The sequence below is a fragment of the Trichococcus flocculiformis genome, assembly GCF_900113645.1.
In the GTDB taxonomy this organism is placed as follows: Bacteria; Bacillota; Bacilli; order Lactobacillales; family Aerococcaceae; genus Trichococcus; species Trichococcus flocculiformis.
Genome location: NZ_FOQC01000055.1, coordinates 1 through 16,495 on the forward strand (window position 1 = coordinate 1; position 16,495 = coordinate 16,495).

Consider the following 16,495-nt stretch of genomic DNA (forward strand, 5'->3'; position numbering starts at 1 on the left):
ATTTGAATGTGTAGGTAAAAGACGGGAGTCTTGAAAATGAAGCTCTTTCTCCATCAACTGTTCGAATCCGATTGAATAAAGGAATTCTTTAACTAAAACGAGACCAGCATCCGTGGAGAGATTACCTCCAGTATTTGTAACCGTCATTTTTTTGTTGAAGTTTAGCGTATTTTCGTGTAAAGTTGCCATTGAGAGAACCCCTTTCTTTGGTTGTTGGTCGTACATTAACCATAACAGAATGGGGTTCTTTTTTCACACCTTTTGGGTGTGAACTGGAAAGACAAAATATGTTGGAAGACTAACGTTTCAAGACGTTTTCTGAAAATCTATGAATAATTCAGGTAGATAATATTAACTAAAAACTAAGTAAGCGTTATTAAATTTTTATTTTCAGCTCAATTGCCTCCTAGGATTGATAAATAAGGGTTATCACTATGAGCGTCTAATGCTGTACCGAGAATTTAGATACAGGGAAAATTTAATGAATAAAAATTCAAACTAATGTTTGACAGCGCTTTCTTTATCGGTATAATAGGTATTAGGCAATATGTAACGCATTTTCTAGAGATGTATTATATATTTGCCAAAAATTATCTTGGGGGATTGAAAATGAACGAAGAAATGGAACTGTCGGAATACAGTCCGGAACAATTGGTGGCACTAATCCAGCAAGGGCACTCTATGCACTTTGAAGAACTATTCTATAGGTTTTTACCACTAGTCAAGAAGTTCAACAGAGCCTACTACTTGAAGTCTTTGGAACAAGATGACTTCTGGCAAGAGGCTCGGATGGTATTGCACAAGGCTGTTCAGTCTTATGTTCCCGAGAAAGGCTTGCAGTTTGCGAGTTTTTATAAACTAACTCTCAAACATCACATTTTCAGCTTGATCAGGAAAGAGAGTGCAGTCAAGAGAAGGATCGATAAAGGCGCGGTATCTTTGGATGCAATTCTGGAAAATCAGTATAGTAACCATACGGAACATTCGTTTGAAGGTGTTGTGTCGATGAGCTTCTCTCCTGAGGAAATCGTTATGGTGAAGGAAAGTGCATCGGGTTACTTCGAAAGTCTTTCTGATTTCGAACAAGCTGTGTTCATCCGTTTTCTCAATGGATCGGATTTCCTGAGCATCGCGGATGAATTGGACTGCGAGGTGACATCCATCAAGAACGCTTATGATAGATGCCACCGAAAAATGAAGCGTTTGTTGGAATGATATCCAAATAATGCGGGGCCGTCTCCCTTTGGAGGCGGTCTTTTCTTCGTGGCAAGCAGCAGTGGAGCGAAGAAAGGACCGGGCTGCTAGACGGAGGACAGCGCTCGGATGAATGCGTAGCTCCGGGCAGCGGTCGCTCGTCGGAGGACAGAGGTAACTTTCAACCTCAACTCCGGAGAGGCCGAGCCTATCGGAGAACGAAGAGGAAATGTTGGACGAACTGCGGCGAAGCTTCCGTTCGCCGGAGGAGAGGAAGAACGGGGCTGGCTCTTTGTGAGGCATTCCTGTTTTTTTCTTTTAGTAAAAACAGGTCCGCAGTTCATTTCTTTGGGTCAATTGTGCTACACTTTAAGTACGAATTTTATTAAGCAAGGACATAATTATGAATAAAAATAAACGTTTGATCTATATTTCATTATTGGCTGCGCAGGGTGTGGTCATCACGATGCTGGAGCGGGCGATTCCGTTTCCGTTCGCGTTTGCGCCGGGTGCGAAGCTGGGGTTGGCGAACATCATCACCTTGTTGGCGATCTTTACGTTGCCGTACAAAGATAGTTTAAAGGTCGTGTGGATGCGGTTGTTGATCTCAACGTTGTTGGGTGGGACATTATCTACCTTCCTTTACAGTTTTGCGGGGGCTTTTTTGAGTTATGGTGGGATGCTTTTGGTCCGGCTTTTGGGTCCGAAGCGAGTCAGCATGATCGGCATCAGTGCGACCGGTGGGATTCTGCACAATTTATGGTTTGGGTGGTGCAGCGAATATCGTGGACGTCGACAGTTGTGCGACACGCTTGCGTACAACCGTAGCAAACGGAGATTTGGTTGATGCAGAATTATTGAAAGGCACGGGAGCATCCGGCGTCATCCATAAAGGAAACGGCGTTCAAGTTGTTTACGGACCGAAAGTTTCTGTCATCAAATCAAACCTGGAAGAATTCATCGAAAGCGGCAGTGCCGCAAAACTGCCTTCTAAAGAAGACTACTATGGTCTGAAGGCTGTTGAAAAAACAGAAGAAAAAGTTGCAGAAAAAACAGCAGCACCTGCTGCTGAAGAAAAAGCGACAGTTGCCACTACTTTGCGTTCGCCTATCGCTGGTATCGCCATTCCATTGACGCAAGTGGATGACGCTGCCTTCGCTAGCGAAGCATTGGGTAAAGGGGTCGCAATCGAACCTGCAGTCGGAGAGGTTGTTTCGCCGATCAATGGTAAAGTCGTGATGGTTTTCGACACGAAGCATGCTATCGGTCTTGAATCAGACGAAGGTGTTGAAATTTTGATCCACATCGGATTGGATACAGTCAATCTGAAGGGTGAAGGTTTCACTACCCATGTTAAAGCTGGAGATCTTGTTGAGATCGGAGACAAATTGGTTGATTTCGATATCGACTTCATCAAGGCGTCCGGTTACAAAACAACGACTCCTATGGTAATCACAAACACTTTCAATTACAAAAACATTGAAGTTGTTGCAGAAGGTACTGTAGATCTTGGCGATGCAATCGTTACAGTTCAATAAGAAGTAAGATTCAACACGGATAAGGTAATGCAGAAATGAATAGCGCAACAAATAGGTTTCCTGTCTCAGATCAGGAGGCCTTTTTGTATTTTTCGGCGTATCCACCCAAATAAAAAGGTTGACTATTTGGGATAGGCGCTCTAATATTAGCTTGTATTGTGTACACAAATAGAGAGAAAATAGGTGAGCGACATGGCTATCAGAAAAGCCGCATTAGCCTGTACCGTATGTGGATCAAGGAACTATACCATCACACCTACTGAAAAAGGTCGTACAGAACGTTTGGAAGTCAAGAAATTTTGCCGGTACTGTGGGAAGCATACCTTGCACAAAGAAACGAAATAAAGACGAAACTGGCAACAGATAGTAGGAGGAAAAGCATGAAATTTCTGAAGAGCGTAGCGGATGAAATGAAGCAAGTGACTTGGCCGACTGGTAAGGAATTAGCAAAATATACAAATACAGTTGTCGTTACAACCATTCTATTCGGAATATTTTTTGCCGTAGTAGATTTTGGGATCACAGAAGCAATGAGTTTAATCTTAAATTAAAAAGAAGATTTGTAGCCATACAGTCTTCGTGATGCTATAATGTTAACGCCGTACAGAAGGAACCTTTCAACGACAGGAAGGTTTTTTTGTTTACAATAAATGAAGTCTAATAAAAATCCACCAAGAAGGAAGATGCGAAAAATGGAAACGATCGAAAACGAAAAACAATGGTATGTGTTGCACACTTATTCAGGCTATGAGAACAAAGTGAAACTGAACATCGAATCACGTGCGCAAAGCATGAACATGGAAGACCATATCTTCCGCGTTGTTATCCCGGAAGAAGAGCAAGTGGAAGTGAAGGACGGAAAAGAGAAGGCGACTACGCAAAAAACCTTCCCTGGTTATGTGTTGGTCGAAATGATTATGTCTGATGAAGCGTGGTTCGTAGTCCGTAACACGCCGGGCGTTACCGGTTTCGTTGGATCGCACGGAGCGGGCAGCAAGCCGTCTGCGTTATTGAATGAAGAAATCGAAGTCATCCTGAAGCGTATGGGTATGAGCACGCGTACGCATGATGTGAACTTTGAAAAAGGCGAGCCCGTCACCATCACCGATGGCGCATTCAACGGTCTGTCAGGATTCGTTGAAGAAGTGGACAGCGAAAAAGGCAAGTTGAAAGTCATGATCGAAATGTTCGGCCGCGAAACGATTGCCGAACTAGATTACAACCAAGTCGACAAAGGCTAAAAAAACTATTGCATTTATTTGGGTGTACTGATATAATATATCGGTACGTTCAGGCGTATGGATTGAGTGGGAGGGGAAATCTTAACCCCATTAAACCACATCACGAACAATCAAGGAGGTATGTCTCGTGGCTAAAAAAGTTGTTAAATTAGTTAAGTTACAAATTCCTGCAGGTAAAGCATCTCCTGCTCCACCGGTAGGTCCAGCTTTGGGTCAAGCACAAGTAAATATCATGGGATTCTGTAAAGAATTCAATGCACGTACTGCTGACCAAGCAGGTATGATCATTCCCGTCGTCATTTCTGTATATGAAGATCGTTCATTCACCTTCATTACTAAAACTCCTCCAGCTCCAGTATTGCTGAAAAAAGCTGCAGGTATCGAATCAGGTTCAGGCGAACCAAACAAGAAAAAAGTTGGTACCGTAACACGTGACCAAGTTAAAGAAATCGCTGAAACAAAAATGGTAGACTTGAATGCAGCAGACGTAGAAGCTGCTATGCGTATGGTCGAAGGTACTGCCCGTTCAATGGGTATTACAGTTCAAGACTAATTCAAAATGCAGCTTCTCATGTGGCCTTCCGAACGCTCAAAAGGTGTTCCAGGCCACACGTGGGAGGTTAATCCGTTAAAACCACAATCTAGGAGGAAAATTCAATGGCTAAGAAAAGTAAAAAATTCCAAGATGCTGCGAAAAAAGTAGATTCTACTAAAGCATATTCAGTAGAAGAAGCAGTAGCATTAGCGAAAGAAGTCGATTTTGCAAAATTCGACGCAACTGTTGAGGTCGCTTACCGTTTAGGAATCGACACTCGTAAAAATGACCAACAAATCCGTGGAGCAGTCGTGCTTCCAAACGGAACTGGTAAAACACAACGCGTTTTAGTGTTCGCTAAAGGCGAAAAAGCTAAAGAAGCGGAAGCTGCTGGGGCAGACTACGTAGGCGACGCAGATATGGTTCAAAAAATCCAAGGCGGATGGTTTGAATTTGATGTTGTCGTTGCAACTCCTGACATGATGGGTGAAGTTGGACGTTTGGGTCGTGTATTGGGACCTAAAGGCTTGATGCCAAACCCTAAAACAGGTACTGTAACAATGGACGTAACAAAAGCTATTGACGAAATCAAAGCTGGTAAAGTTACATACCGTGCTGACAAAGCTGGTAACATCCACGTTCCTATCGGTAAAGTATCATTCGACGATGCTAAATTGATGGAAAACTTCCGTACAATCCACGATGTAATCTTGAAAGCTAAACCAGCAACTGCTAAAGGCCAATACGTTAAAAATGTAAGTGTAACAACTACATTTGGACCTGGCGTTAAAGTGGACGCAAGCTCTTTATAAAAAAACCTTGACCTCAGCGACTATCTTTGGTATAGTCGTTGAGGTTAATATATGCTTACCGAAGACAGCAGGGGGTGCGAGCCTTAATATACCTGCCGAGGAAGAATCCAATGAGATATTTATGGATCCTCTATGTCTAGGTGACATAGAGTTTTTTGTTTTTACAAGAAATTCTATCATAAAATCCAGGGGGTGAAATATAAGATGAGTGAAGCTGCTATTGCACAAAAACAACTGTTGGTTGAAGAACTGACAACAAAAATCCAAGAATCCGCATCTGTAGTCGTTGTTGATTATTTAGGTCTTACTGTTGAACAGGTGACTGAATTAAGAAAACAATTGCGTGAAGCTGGCGTAGAAATGAAAGTTATCAAAAACTCTCTAATGGTACGTGCTGCTGTCGCTGCAGGTTTGGAAGGCATGGAAAGCATCTTCAAAGGACCTACTGCTGTTGCATTCAGTTCTGAAGATGTTGTAGCTCCAGCCAAAATCATGGCTGAATTTGCAAAAACTGCTGATAAACTAGAAATCAAAGGTGGTATCGTTGAGGGTAACGTTTCTTCTAAAGAAGAAATCGAAGCTTTGGCAAAACTACCAAACCGCGAAGGTATGCTTTCTATGTTGCTTTCAGTACTACAAGCTCCAGTCCGCAACTTTGCGTTGGCTATTAAAGCTGTATCCGAGAAAGACGGCGCAGCTGCATAATTTGCAGTTCTGCTAGATGAACCAAAACACAAGCCTCTTTAATGGAGGCACAAAAAAACTTAAACCAAAAACGGAGGAACACAAAATGTCATTAAACATCGAAGCAATCATTGCTGACATCAAAGTAGCAACAGTTCTAGAATTAAACGACTTAGTAAAAGCTATCGAAGAAGAATTCGGCGTAACAGCTGCAGCTCCAGTAGCAGCAGCAGGCGCAGTAGCAGCAGCAGAAGAAGAGCAAACTGAATTCAACGTTGAATTAACTTCAGCTGGAGATTCTAAAATCAAAGTAATCAAAGTTGTACGTGAAGCTACAGGCCTAGGCTTGAAAGAAGCTAAAGCTCTAGTTGACGGCGCTCCTGGCGTTATCAAAGAAGCTGTATCTAAAGAAGATGCTGAAGCATTGAAAGCTCAATTAGAAGAAGTTGGCGCTTCTGTAACAGTTAAATAATCTTTTTTTAAAAGATTGTTTTACAGAACACAATTCTTGATTGTGTAAATAGACTGGCCAGGATAAGCAATTATCCTGGCTTTTCTTGTATTTTCCCTGCAGTGTCGGACTTCCGTCAGAAGGAGTTGGAAATATGTCAAATCATTACTACACAAAGAATCCTGAGACCGAAAGCAAGGAAGCTTCCTGGACTTTCCCTTTGAGGGGCCGTGAGTTTCGTTTCATCTCGGATAGTGGTGTCTTCTCCAAAAAAACGGTCGACTTCGGTTCACGCCTGCTGATCGAAACGTTCCGCTTGAATGAGGAGGTTGCCGGGGACATCTTGGATGTCGGTTGCGGCTACGGTCCGATGGGGCTGGCGCTTGCCTATGCCTATCCTGCAAGATTGGTGGAGATGGTGGACGTAAACGAGCGGGCTATGTCTTTAGCGCGCAGAAATGCGGAAGCCAACAACATCCGCAATGTGAAAGTCTACGAGTCGAATACCTACGACCAAGTGCCGGAAGAAAGGCAATTCGCGGCTATCGTCAGTAATCCGCCGATCCGCGCCGGTAAACAGGTCGTCCATCGCATCCTGTCGGAAGCGCACGTGCATCTCTTGCCGGGCGGCACGCTGACTGTAGTTATCCAAAAGAAGCAAGGCGCGCCGAGTGCTGAGCAAAAGATGTTGGATGTCTTCGGGAATGTCGCAGTCATTGCCCGCGACAAAGGCTATTGGATCATCCAATCGGTCAAAGCCTAGCACGTGTCCCGGATCGGATGCGAGCGAAAGGCTGTTGACAAATGAAAATCATGTGTGTAGAATAGTAAGGTAATATAGACGCATAAGATAATTCAGAAAACGCGACTGAAATATTGTCCAGACGCGCTTTTCGAGGCAGAAAACAAAAGAAAGAGTAATTTTCTCAGAAATTGCAACCTTCTTTTGGTTTTTTTTTGCCAAAAAAACGTTGCGGATTGTATATGTAACAAAAACGTAACACTTGTTGCGAAAATGCAACATAAGAGTGTGTTGTCGCTAAAGGTCTAAATTTAAGTAGGGGTGAAGAAGTTGTTAGGGCATAATGAAAAATTCGGGAAACAACGTACCCGCAGAAGTTATTCGCGTATCAGTGAAGTGTTAGAGCTTCCTAACCTGATTGAGATTCAAACGGATTCTTACAAATGGTTCCTGGAAACCGGGATCAAAGAGATGTTCAAGGACATCACGCCGATTGAAGATCACACAGGGAACTTAGCATTGGAATTTGTCGATTATGAATTCCATGCTCCAAAATATACTGTTTCAGAAGCACGTGCACATGATGCCAACTACTCGGCGCCGATTTATGTAAAACTACGCTTGATCAATAAAGAAACAGGCGAAATCAAAGATCAGGAAGTTTTCTTTGGTGATTTCCCATTAATGACAGATATGGGTACCTTCATCATCAACGGAGCGGAACGTGTTATCGTCTCACAATTGGTTCGTTCTCCAGGCGTTTATTTCCATAACAAGATGGACAAAAACGGGAAAGAAAGCTTCGGCAACACGTTGATTCCTAACCGTGGCGCATGGTTGGAGTATGAAACGGATGCGAAAGATATCTCTTACGTCCGTATCGACCGTACCAGAAAAATCCCGTTGACCGTTTTGGTCCGCGCATTGGGCTTCGGGTCGGATGATCAGATTCTTGAGATCTTCGGCGACAACGAAAGCTTACGCCTGACTATGGAAAAAGATGTACATAAGAATGCATCAGACTCCAGAACAGAAGAAGCGTTGAAAGACGTCTACGAGAGACTTCGTCCAGGCGAACCGAAAACGGCCGACAGCTCGCGTAACTTGCTGAATGCCCGTTTCTTCGACCCAAGAAGATATGATATGGCTCCGGTTGGACGCTATAAAGTAAATAAAAAATTGAATGTCAAAACACGCTTGTACAACCAGACATTGGCTGAAACATTGGTCGATCCTGAGACAGGTGAAATCATCGCGGAAAAAGGAACCGAATTGGATCGCGGCGTAATGGAACGCTTAGCGCCTTATTTGGATAACGGCTTGAACCAAGTGACGTTGTACCCTACTGATGATGGTGTTGTGACTGATCCGGTCGTTCTGCAGGTAGTGAAAGTCTACTCTAAGAAAGACCCTGAGAAAGTCATCAACATCATCGGAAATTCCGAAATTGCTGACGATATCAAACATCTGACGACTGCCGACATCTTTGCTTCCATGAACTACTTCTTCAATCTTTCTGAAGGATTGGGAACAACGGATGACATCGACCACTTAGGTAACAGACGTATCCGTTCAGTCGGAGAGTTGTTGCAGAACCAATTCCGTATCGGTTTGTCACGGATGGAGCGTGTCGTGCGCGAAAGAATGTCCATCCAGGATGTTTCTACCGTAACACCGCAACAATTGATCAACATCCGCCCGGTAGTGGCTGCAATCAAAGAATTCTTTGGTTCATCCCAATTGTCGCAGTTCATGGACCAAACGAATCCGTTGGGCGAATTGACGCACAAACGTCGTCTTTCTGCCTTAGGACCCGGTGGTTTGACGCGGGACCGTGCCGGATATGAAGTCCGAGACGTTCACTATTCCCACTATGGCCGTATGTGTCCGATCGAAACGCCTGAGGGCCCGAATATCGGACTGATCAACAGCTTGTCCAGTTATGCGAAAATCAACAAATATGGCTTCATTGAAACACCTTACCGCCGTGTTGACTGGAACACGCATAAGGTTACCAATATCATCGACTACTTGACTGCTGACGAAGAAGATAACTTCACCGTTGCGCAAGCCAACTCGGTCCTATTGGAAGACGGAAGCTTCGCCAACAATATCGTCATGGCCCGTTATATCCATGACAACTTGGAAGTTCCGATCGAACGCGTCGATTACATGGATGTTTCTCCAAAACAAGTAGTTGCTGTCGCGACAGCCTGCATCCCGTTCTTGGAAAACGATGACTCCAACCGTGCTTTGATGGGTGCCAACATGCAACGTCAAGCGGTTCCGCTGATCAACCCGCAAGCACCGTTCGTCGGTACCGGTATGGAATACAAAGCTGCTCATGACTCAGGTGCAGCCTTGTTGTGCCAACATGATGGTGTGGTTGAATACGTGGACGCCAAAGAAATCCGTGTCCGTCGAGACAATGGTGCTTTGGATAAATACGAAATCATCAAGTTCCAACGTTCCAACTCAGGGACTTGCTACAACCAACGTCCGATCGTAGCTTTGGGTGACCGCGTCGATGTCGGCGAGACATTAGCGGATGGCCCGTCTATGGAAAAAGGCGAAATGGCTCTTGGACAGAACGTTTTGGTTGCCTTCATGACTTGGGAAGGTTACAACTACGAGGATGCTGTTATCATGAACGAACGTCTTGTCCGTGATGATGTGTATACTTCTATCCATATCGAAGAATACGAATCAGAAGCACGTGATACGAAGCTTGGACCTGAAGAAATCACCCGCGAATTGCCTAACGTCGGCGAAGATGCTTTGAAAGATCTTGACGAGCGCGGCATCATCCGCATCGGTGCGGAAGTCAAAGATGGGGATATCCTAGTCGGTAAAGTCACTCCTAAAGGGATGACGGAACTGTCCGCGGAGGAACGTCTATTGCATGCCATCTTCGGTGAAAAAGCCCGCGAAGTGCGCGATACATCGCTACGTGTTCCTCACGGCGGCGGCGGTATCGTACACGATGTGAAGATCTTTACCCGTGAAGCAGGGGATGAATTGTCACCTGGTGTGAATTTGTTGGTGCGTGTCTACATCGTTCAAAAACGTAAGATCAACGAAGGGGATAAAATGGCCGGACGTCATGGTAACAAAGGGGTTGTATCCCGTATCATGCCTGAAGAAGATATGCCATACATGCCAGACGGCACGCCTGTTGACATCATGTTGAACCCTCTAGGGGTACCATCGCGTATGAACATCGGACAAGTATTGGAACTTCACTTAGGTATGGCTGCCCGTTCATTAGGCATCTACGTCGCATCTCCAGTATTCGATGGTGCGGATGAAGATGACGTTTGGGGTACTGTGGCTGAAGCCGGTATGGCGAACGATGCCAAAACCATCCTTTATGATGGCCGTACAGGTCAACCGTTCGATAACCGTGTATCCGTCGGCGTCATGTACTATCTGAAACTTTCCCACATGGTTGATGATAAATTGCATGCTCGTTCAACTGGACCATACTCTTTAGTTACGCAACAACCATTGGGTGGTAAAGCTCAGTTCGGTGGACAACGTTTCGGAGAGATGGAAGTTTGGGCACTGGAAGCTTATGGTGCTGCCTATACCTTGCAAGAAATCTTGACATACAAATCAGATGATGTTGTCGGTCGTGTGAAAACATACGAAGCGATCGTCAAAGGCGAAACAATTCCTCGTCCAGGTGTACCTGAATCATTCCGCGTATTGGTGAAAGAATTGCAAGCACTCGGATTGGATATGAAAGTGCTTGATGAAGCAGAAGAAGAAATCGAATTGCGCGACATGGATGAAGAAGACGATGTTGTGAATATGGAAAGATTAAATAAACAATCTGAAGCAATGAAGAGAGACTAATCCGTGTTCCCGGACGCTGCTGAAGCGTTCGGGCGCATGTTTGATCAAAGCGCATTGCCTCACGAGAAACGCAGATAGAGCATTTTGGGCAGCTCAAAGAATAAAGGGAGGTTGGCCCCTTGATAGACGTTAATAAATTTGAAAGTATGCAAATCTCTTTGGCTTCTCCTGATAAGATCCGTAGCTGGTCTTACGGGGAAGTTAAAAAACCAGAAACAATCAACTACAGAACACTGAAACCTGAAAAAGAAGGTTTGTTCTGTGAGCGAATTTTTGGACCGCAAAAGGACTGGAAATGTTCATGTGGTAAATACAATGGTATCCGTTACAAAGGCATCGTTTGCGATCGCTGTGGCGTTGAAGTAACCCGCGCTAAGGTCCGTCGTGAAAGAATGGGCCATATCGAATTGGCTGCTCCTGTAACCCATGTATGGTACTTCAAAGGGATTCCTAGCCGTATGGGACTTGTATTGGATATGAGCCCGCGTGCATTGGAAGAAATCATTTACTTCGCTTCCTACGTTGTCATCGAACCAGGTGATACTGTCTTGGAATCGAAACAGTTGCTGACAGAAAGAGAATACCGTGACAAACGGGCGCAATTCGGAAATAGTTTCCATGCGGCCATGGGTGCGGAAGCCATCAAGCAACTGCTTGATCGCGTCGATGTCGATGCTGAATGTGAAGAACTGAAAGAAGAATTGAAATCCGCGACTGGACAAAAACGTACGCGTGCAATCCGTCGTTTGGATATCCTGGATGCTTTCCGTTCTTCAGGGAACAAACCTAGCTGGATGATCATGGATGTAATCCCGGTTATCCCTCCAGATTTGCGTCCGATGGTTCAATTGGAAGGCGGCCGTTTCGCAACAAGTGACTTGAACGACCTTTACCGTCGTGTCATCAACCGTAACAACCGTCTGAAACGCTTGTTGGACCTGAACGCACCGAACATCATCGTTCAGAATGAAAAACGCATGCTGCAGGAAGCTGTCGATGCTTTGATCGATAACGGTCGTCGCGGCCGTCCTGTAACAGGACCAGGTAACCGTCCATTGAAATCACTTTCGCACATGTTGAAAGGGAAACAAGGACGTTTCCGTCAAAACTTGCTGGGTAAACGTGTTGACTACTCCGGACGTTCCGTAATCGTAGTTGGACCTTTCCTGAAAATGTACCAATGCGGCTTGCCGAAAGAAATGGCGATCGAGTTGTTCAAACCGTTCTTGATGAAAGAATTGGTTGCCCGTGATATCGCAAGCAACATCAAAAATGCAAAACGCAAAATCGACCGTATGGACGATGATGTCTGGGATGTATTGGAAGATGTCATCAGAGAACATCCGGTATTGCTGAACCGCGCACCGACGCTTCACCGTTTGGGTATCCAAGCGTTTGAACCGGTACTTGTCGAAGGTAAAGCAATCCGTCTGCATCCGTTGGTATGTGAAGCCTATAACGCCGATTTCGATGGTGACCAAATGGCCGTCCACGTACCGCTGGGCGAAGAAGCACAAGCAGAGGCGCGTCTATTGATGCTGGCTGCACAGAACATCTTGAATCCAAAAGATGGTAAACCAGTCGTAACCCCATCCCAGGATATGGTCTTGGGTAACTATTACCTGACGCTGGAAGAAATCAATAAAGTCGGCGAAGGAATGATCTTCTCCAACGCTGAAGAAGCGGGTCTGGCTTATGAAGGTGGATTTGTCCATCTGCATACCAGAGTAGCGATCAGCACGAATTCGTTGCCTAAGAAACCATGGACAGAATGGCAAAGAGGCCGTCTGTTGGTGACGACAGTCGGTAAGATCTTCTTTAACGAAATCATGCCGGATGAATTCCCGTATTTGAACGAACCAACGCAATTCAACTTGGATGTAGCGACTCCGGATAAATACTTTGTTGAAGCCGGCGAAGATGTTCAGGCGTTCATCAAGAAACAAGAAATTATCGGACCGTTCAAGAAGAAATACCTTGGAAATATCATTGCTGCCGTCTTCAAGAAGTTCCAAGTAACGGAAACTTCGAAGATGTTGGACAAAATGAAGGACCTGGGTTACAAAATCTCGACTCGTGCAGGTATCACTGTAGGGATCGCCGATATCTTGGTATTGGAATCCAAAGCAGAGATTCTGGAAAGAGCGCACAAAAAAGTCGATAACATCACAAAACAATTCCGTCGTGGTCTGATCACCGATGATGAAAGATACAACAGCGTCATCACAACTTGGAATATGGCGAAAGATGAAATCCAGATCGAACTGATGAAAACACTGGGACAAGAAAACCCGATCTTCATGATGAGTGATTCCGGAGCCCGTGGTAACATCTCCAACTTTACGCAACTTGCCGGTATGCGTGGTCTGATGGCCGCTCCAAATGGTAAGATCATGGAATTGCCGATCACTTCGAACTTCCGTGAAGGACTAAGCGTTTTGGAAATGTTTATCTCTACCCATGGAGCTCGTAAAGGGATGACCGATACAGCCTTGAAGACAGCCGATTCAGGTTACCTGACTCGTCGTTTGGTTGACGTTGCGCAAGATGTTATTATCCGTGAAGACGATTGCGGCACCGATCGTGGTCTGATCGTCCGTTCGATCCAAGAAGGCAATGAAGTCATTGAGGCCTTGGAAGAGCGTCTGATTGGCCGTTATGCTCAAAAAACAGTGGTTCATCCTGAAAACGGCAAAGTTCTTGCAGTTCATAACCAATTGATCACAGAAGATATGGCCAAGGAAATCATTGATGCTGGTATCGAAGAAGTGACGATCCGTTCCGTGTTCACATGTAACACAAGACACGGCGTCTGCAAACGTTGCTACGGCCGTAACTTGGCTACTGGTTCAAATGTTGAGGTCGGTGAAGCAGTCGGTACGATCGCTGCCCAATCCATCGGTGAACCGGGTACTCAATTGACCATGCGTACATTCCATACGGGTGGGGTTGCCGGAGACGATATCACACAAGGTTTGCCGCGTATCCAAGAGATCTTTGAAGCGCGTAATCCGAAAGGGCAAGCAATCATCACTGAAGTTACAGGGGAAATTGTCTCTGTTGACGAAAGTGCATCCGATCGTTCCAAAGAAGTGACAGTCAAAGGGATCACGGATACAAGAACGTATACGATTCCTTACACTGCACGTATGAAAGTGGCTGAAGGCGACTTCGTCCACCGTGGCCAACCGTTGACTGAAGGATCCATCGAGCCTAAGAGCTTGCTGCGCGTCCGCGATGTACTGTCTGTTGAGACTTACTTGCTGCGCGAAGTTCAGAAAGTATACCGTATGCAAGGGGTAGAAATCGGCGACAAGCATATCGAAGTTATGGTTCGTCAAATGTTGCGTAAAGTTCGCGTTATGGATCCGGGTTCAACAGATATCCTGCCAGGTACATTGATGGATATCTCAGATTTCGAAGACCGCAACCGTGCTGTCATCAACGCTGGGGAAGTTCCAGCAACAGCCCGTCCAGTTCTTTTGGGAATCACAAAAGCGTCATTGGAAACAAACAGCTTCTTGTCTGCTGCTTCCTTCCAAGAAACGACTCGTGTCCTGACGGATGCTGCAATCCGCGGCAAGAAAGACTCCTTGTTGGGTCTTAAAGAGAATGTTATCATCGGTAAGATCATCCCTGCTGGTACAGGTATGGCCCGCTACCGTAAGATGGAGCCAAAAGCCGTCGAAGCCGAAAGTGAGAGCGTCTATAGCATCACTGATACAGCCGAAATGGGTTCTGACCTATCTGATTACAGAGGATAAAAACAACAAACGTTCCGGAAAAGCAATTTGCTTTTCCGGGGCGTTTTTTTGTCGTTTGTATGTTTTTTTCATAGGATTGGGATTTGAAAATGGGTTTGTTGGCGTGATTCCCTGCGAAAATGGGTTTGGCGGGGAATATCATGCTGTCCGCGGATATTTTTCCCCGCCAAGGTGGTTTCGGCGGTTTTTCTGACTGTGATTTGAACTGATTTTCCCCGTCAAAATGGTTTTGACGGGTTATTTCTGTGCATAAATAAAATCCTCGAACAGAATTAGAGAGGCGTCAAAGCACCAAAACCATTTGCGCAAAGTGCACCACAACGGCAGACGCGGCGAGAAAGGGCCCGAACGGTAATCTGCGCTGCAAGGAGCTACCGTTTGTCAGGTAGGTGTGCAAAAAACAAAAGCCTGCGAAGAGGCTGGCCAACAGGATGATGAACAAGGTTGGTTCCAGCCCGAAAGCGAGGCTCAAGATCGAAAGCAGTTTGACGTCGCCGCCCCCGATTCCATCAGGAAGAGCGAGTACGGTGAAGAACAGCAATGAAAAGATCACAAAAAAACTAATGAAGGCTGCTGGCCAATCCGTAGTAGGAAGAGTCATTTGATGAAATACGACACCGAAAAACAACAAGAGCTGAAAGCGATCAGGAATCAACAGATAGAGATAATCGGTAATCGATATGACCAGCAGCAACGAGAACATAAAGGCGAGAGCGAGTAACTGCAACAAGTCTGTTGCGTAGAAATAATAGAGAAGGCATGTCACAAAACCGGAAATGATTTCCGAAGCGAAGTACATCGGATCTATTTTTGTTGCACAGTAAGCACATTTGCCTCGGTGACATACATAAGAAACAATCGGAAAAAGATCTGTTGTCTGCAGTGTATGCCGGCAATGGACGCAGTGGGAGCGTGTGGTGGTGAAGTTTTCTTTGATCGGGATACGCGTTCCGAGTACAGTGAAGAAGGATCCGAAAATGGCTCCGAAATAAAAGATGGATATGTAAACGATGATGATCAAAACAATTCCTCCTTTACGAACAAACTGATTATAGTATCCGCAACTAGTCTGTTGAATCTTTTTGTTCGTAGGATGGGGAAATTTTTTTGAAAAACATTCCATTTAGTATTGACAGAGTGTTCGTCAGGTGGTAGACTGTTTAAGTTGTCAAATTAATCCTTTGTCCTGATGAAAAATATTTGTTGACAGATGGTCCTGGATTTGATAATATATAAGAGTTGCTACTGCAGTTCAAAAACGTCTGAAGTATCTCGAAAAAATATTTCGAAAAGGCGTTGACACCGGGCTGGTTAAGTGGTATTATAAATAAGCAATCACGTAATACGTGATGCGCGATTGACCTTTGAAAACTGAACAAAGAATGAACGAACCAAATGTGCAGGGAGCTTAGACTTCGGTCGAAGCAAACGAAGGCGATACATCGTATCGCAAACATAAAGTCAGCAAGAAATTAAGAGCTTTTCAGCTTTTCATGAGGGTTTCTGTACAAGAGCCCACATTACATGAGAGTTTGATCCTGGCTCAGGACGAACGCTGGCGGCGTGCCTAATACATGCAAGTCGAACGGTCTTTTCTATGGAAGCTTGCTTCCGCTGAGAAGATAGTGGCGAACGGGTGAGTAACACGTGGGTAACCTGCCCATAAGAGGGGGATA

General features: G+C 45.0%; 13 protein-coding genes, 1 rRNA gene, 2 pseudogenes and 1 other annotated feature. Of the genes and pseudogenes, 14 read left to right on the plus strand and 2 right to left on the minus strand.

Features of this window, described 5'->3' with window-relative positions:
* A pseudogene (locus tag BMZ71_RS12600) lies at positions 1-232 on the minus strand (IS1380 family transposase); the annotation flags it as partial.
* A gap of 377 nt (positions 233-609) precedes the next feature.
* Here BMZ71_RS12600 and BMZ71_RS12605 point away from each other — a divergent pair.
* The 13 genes and pseudogenes from BMZ71_RS12605 (at position 610) to rpoC (ending at position 14,819) form a co-directional block, all read left to right on the plus strand.
* A complete protein-coding gene (locus BMZ71_RS12605) occupies positions 610-1,215 on the plus strand; it encodes a sigma-70 family RNA polymerase sigma factor (RefSeq protein ID WP_177187623.1) in 606 nt (201 codons plus the stop codon).
* A gap of 382 nt (positions 1,216-1,597) precedes the next feature.
* A pseudogene (locus tag BMZ71_RS12610) lies at positions 1,598-1,954 on the plus strand (Gx transporter family protein); the annotation flags it as partial.
* Positions 1,955-1,979: 25 nt separating this feature from the next.
* Entirely contained in the window at positions 1,980-2,732 is a 753-nt protein-coding gene (locus BMZ71_RS12615; RefSeq protein ID WP_177187624.1) for a PTS sugar transporter subunit IIAB, read from the plus strand.
* A gap of 192 nt (positions 2,733-2,924) precedes the next feature.
* Positions 2,925-3,077 carry a 50S ribosomal protein L33 gene (gene rpmG, locus BMZ71_RS12620; protein ID WP_072763840.1) on the plus strand — a complete coding sequence of 51 codons (153 nt, stop codon included), beginning with the start codon at positions 2,925-2,927 and terminating at the stop codon, positions 3,075-3,077.
* Positions 3,078-3,112: 35 nt separating this feature from the next.
* A complete protein-coding gene (gene secE, locus BMZ71_RS12625) occupies positions 3,113-3,283 on the plus strand; it encodes a preprotein translocase subunit SecE (protein WP_068562460.1) in 171 nt (56 codons plus the stop codon).
* A 141-nt stretch (positions 3,284-3,424) separates the two neighbouring features.
* The gene (gene nusG, locus BMZ71_RS12630) at positions 3,425-3,973 is read left to right on the plus strand and encodes a transcription termination/antitermination protein NusG (RefSeq protein ID WP_086989356.1); all 549 of its coding nucleotides are present in this window, start codon (positions 3,425-3,427) and stop codon (positions 3,971-3,973) included.
* A 127-nt stretch (positions 3,974-4,100) separates the two neighbouring features.
* Positions 4,101-4,526, plus strand: a complete 426-nt coding sequence (rplK, locus tag BMZ71_RS12635) for a 50S ribosomal protein L11 (protein WP_068562458.1) — start codon at positions 4,101-4,103, stop codon at positions 4,524-4,526.
* Between the two features lie 104 nt (positions 4,527-4,630).
* Complete coding sequence (gene rplA / locus BMZ71_RS12640; protein ID WP_086942743.1) at positions 4,631-5,320, plus strand: 50S ribosomal protein L1; 690 nt, start codon at positions 4,631-4,633, stop codon at positions 5,318-5,320.
* A gap of 40 nt (positions 5,321-5,360) precedes the next feature.
* Positions 5,361-5,487 (plus strand) — a sequence feature (ribosomal protein L10 leader region).
* Positions 5,488-5,524: 37 nt separating this feature from the next.
* Positions 5,525-6,025 carry a 50S ribosomal protein L10 gene (gene rplJ / locus BMZ71_RS12645; RefSeq protein WP_086989355.1) on the plus strand — a complete coding sequence of 167 codons (501 nt, stop codon included), beginning with the start codon at positions 5,525-5,527 and terminating at the stop codon, positions 6,023-6,025.
* 85 nt (positions 6,026-6,110) lie between these two features.
* Positions 6,111-6,476 (plus strand): 50S ribosomal protein L7/L12, encoded by a 366-nt coding sequence (gene rplL / locus BMZ71_RS12650; RefSeq protein WP_068562455.1) that lies wholly within the window; start codon positions 6,111-6,113, stop codon positions 6,474-6,476.
* 133 nt (positions 6,477-6,609) lie between these two features.
* Entirely contained in the window at positions 6,610-7,218 is a 609-nt protein-coding gene (locus BMZ71_RS12655; protein WP_086942742.1) for a class I SAM-dependent methyltransferase, read from the plus strand.
* 309 nt (positions 7,219-7,527) lie between these two features.
* Complete coding sequence (gene rpoB, locus BMZ71_RS12660) at positions 7,528-11,055, plus strand: DNA-directed RNA polymerase subunit beta (RefSeq protein ID WP_177187625.1); 3,528 nt, start codon at positions 7,528-7,530, stop codon at positions 11,053-11,055.
* A 119-nt stretch (positions 11,056-11,174) separates the two neighbouring features.
* The gene (rpoC, locus tag BMZ71_RS12665; RefSeq protein ID WP_086989353.1) at positions 11,175-14,819 is read left to right on the plus strand and encodes a DNA-directed RNA polymerase subunit beta'; all 3,645 of its coding nucleotides are present in this window, start codon (positions 11,175-11,177) and stop codon (positions 14,817-14,819) included.
* Positions 14,820-15,102: 283 nt separating this feature from the next.
* Here rpoC and BMZ71_RS12670 read toward each other — a convergent pair whose 3' ends face one another.
* Positions 15,103-15,840 carry a prepilin peptidase gene (locus BMZ71_RS12670; RefSeq protein WP_177187626.1) on the minus strand — a complete coding sequence of 246 codons (738 nt, stop codon included), beginning with the start codon at positions 15,838-15,840 and terminating at the stop codon, positions 15,103-15,105.
* 499 nt (positions 15,841-16,339) lie between these two features.
* Here BMZ71_RS12670 and BMZ71_RS12675 point away from each other — a divergent pair.
* Positions 16,340-16,495 (plus strand): 16S ribosomal RNA (locus BMZ71_RS12675); the annotation flags it as partial.

Bases quoted from the DNA above. Each gene is read 5' to 3' on its own strand.
- rplL (WP_068562455.1), top strand. From the start codon at position 6,111: ATGTCATTAAACATCGAAGCAATCATTGCTGACATCAAAGTAGCAACA.
- rplA (WP_086942743.1), top strand. From the start codon at position 4,631: ATGGCTAAGAAAAGTAAAAAATTCCAAGATGCTGCGAAAAAAGTAGAT.
- rpmG (WP_072763840.1), top strand. From the start codon at position 2,925: ATGGCTATCAGAAAAGCCGCATTAGCCTGTACCGTATGTGGATCAAGG.
- rplJ (WP_086989355.1), top strand. From the start codon at position 5,525: ATGAGTGAAGCTGCTATTGCACAAAAACAACTGTTGGTTGAAGAACTG.
- secE (WP_068562460.1), top strand. From the start codon at position 3,113: ATGAAATTTCTGAAGAGCGTAGCGGATGAAATGAAGCAAGTGACTTGG.
- nusG (WP_086989356.1), top strand. From the start codon at position 3,425: ATGGAAACGATCGAAAACGAAAAACAATGGTATGTGTTGCACACTTAT.
- BMZ71_RS12655 (WP_086942742.1), top strand. From the start codon at position 6,610: ATGTCAAATCATTACTACACAAAGAATCCTGAGACCGAAAGCAAGGAA.
- BMZ71_RS12605 (WP_177187623.1), top strand. From the start codon at position 610: ATGAACGAAGAAATGGAACTGTCGGAATACAGTCCGGAACAATTGGTG.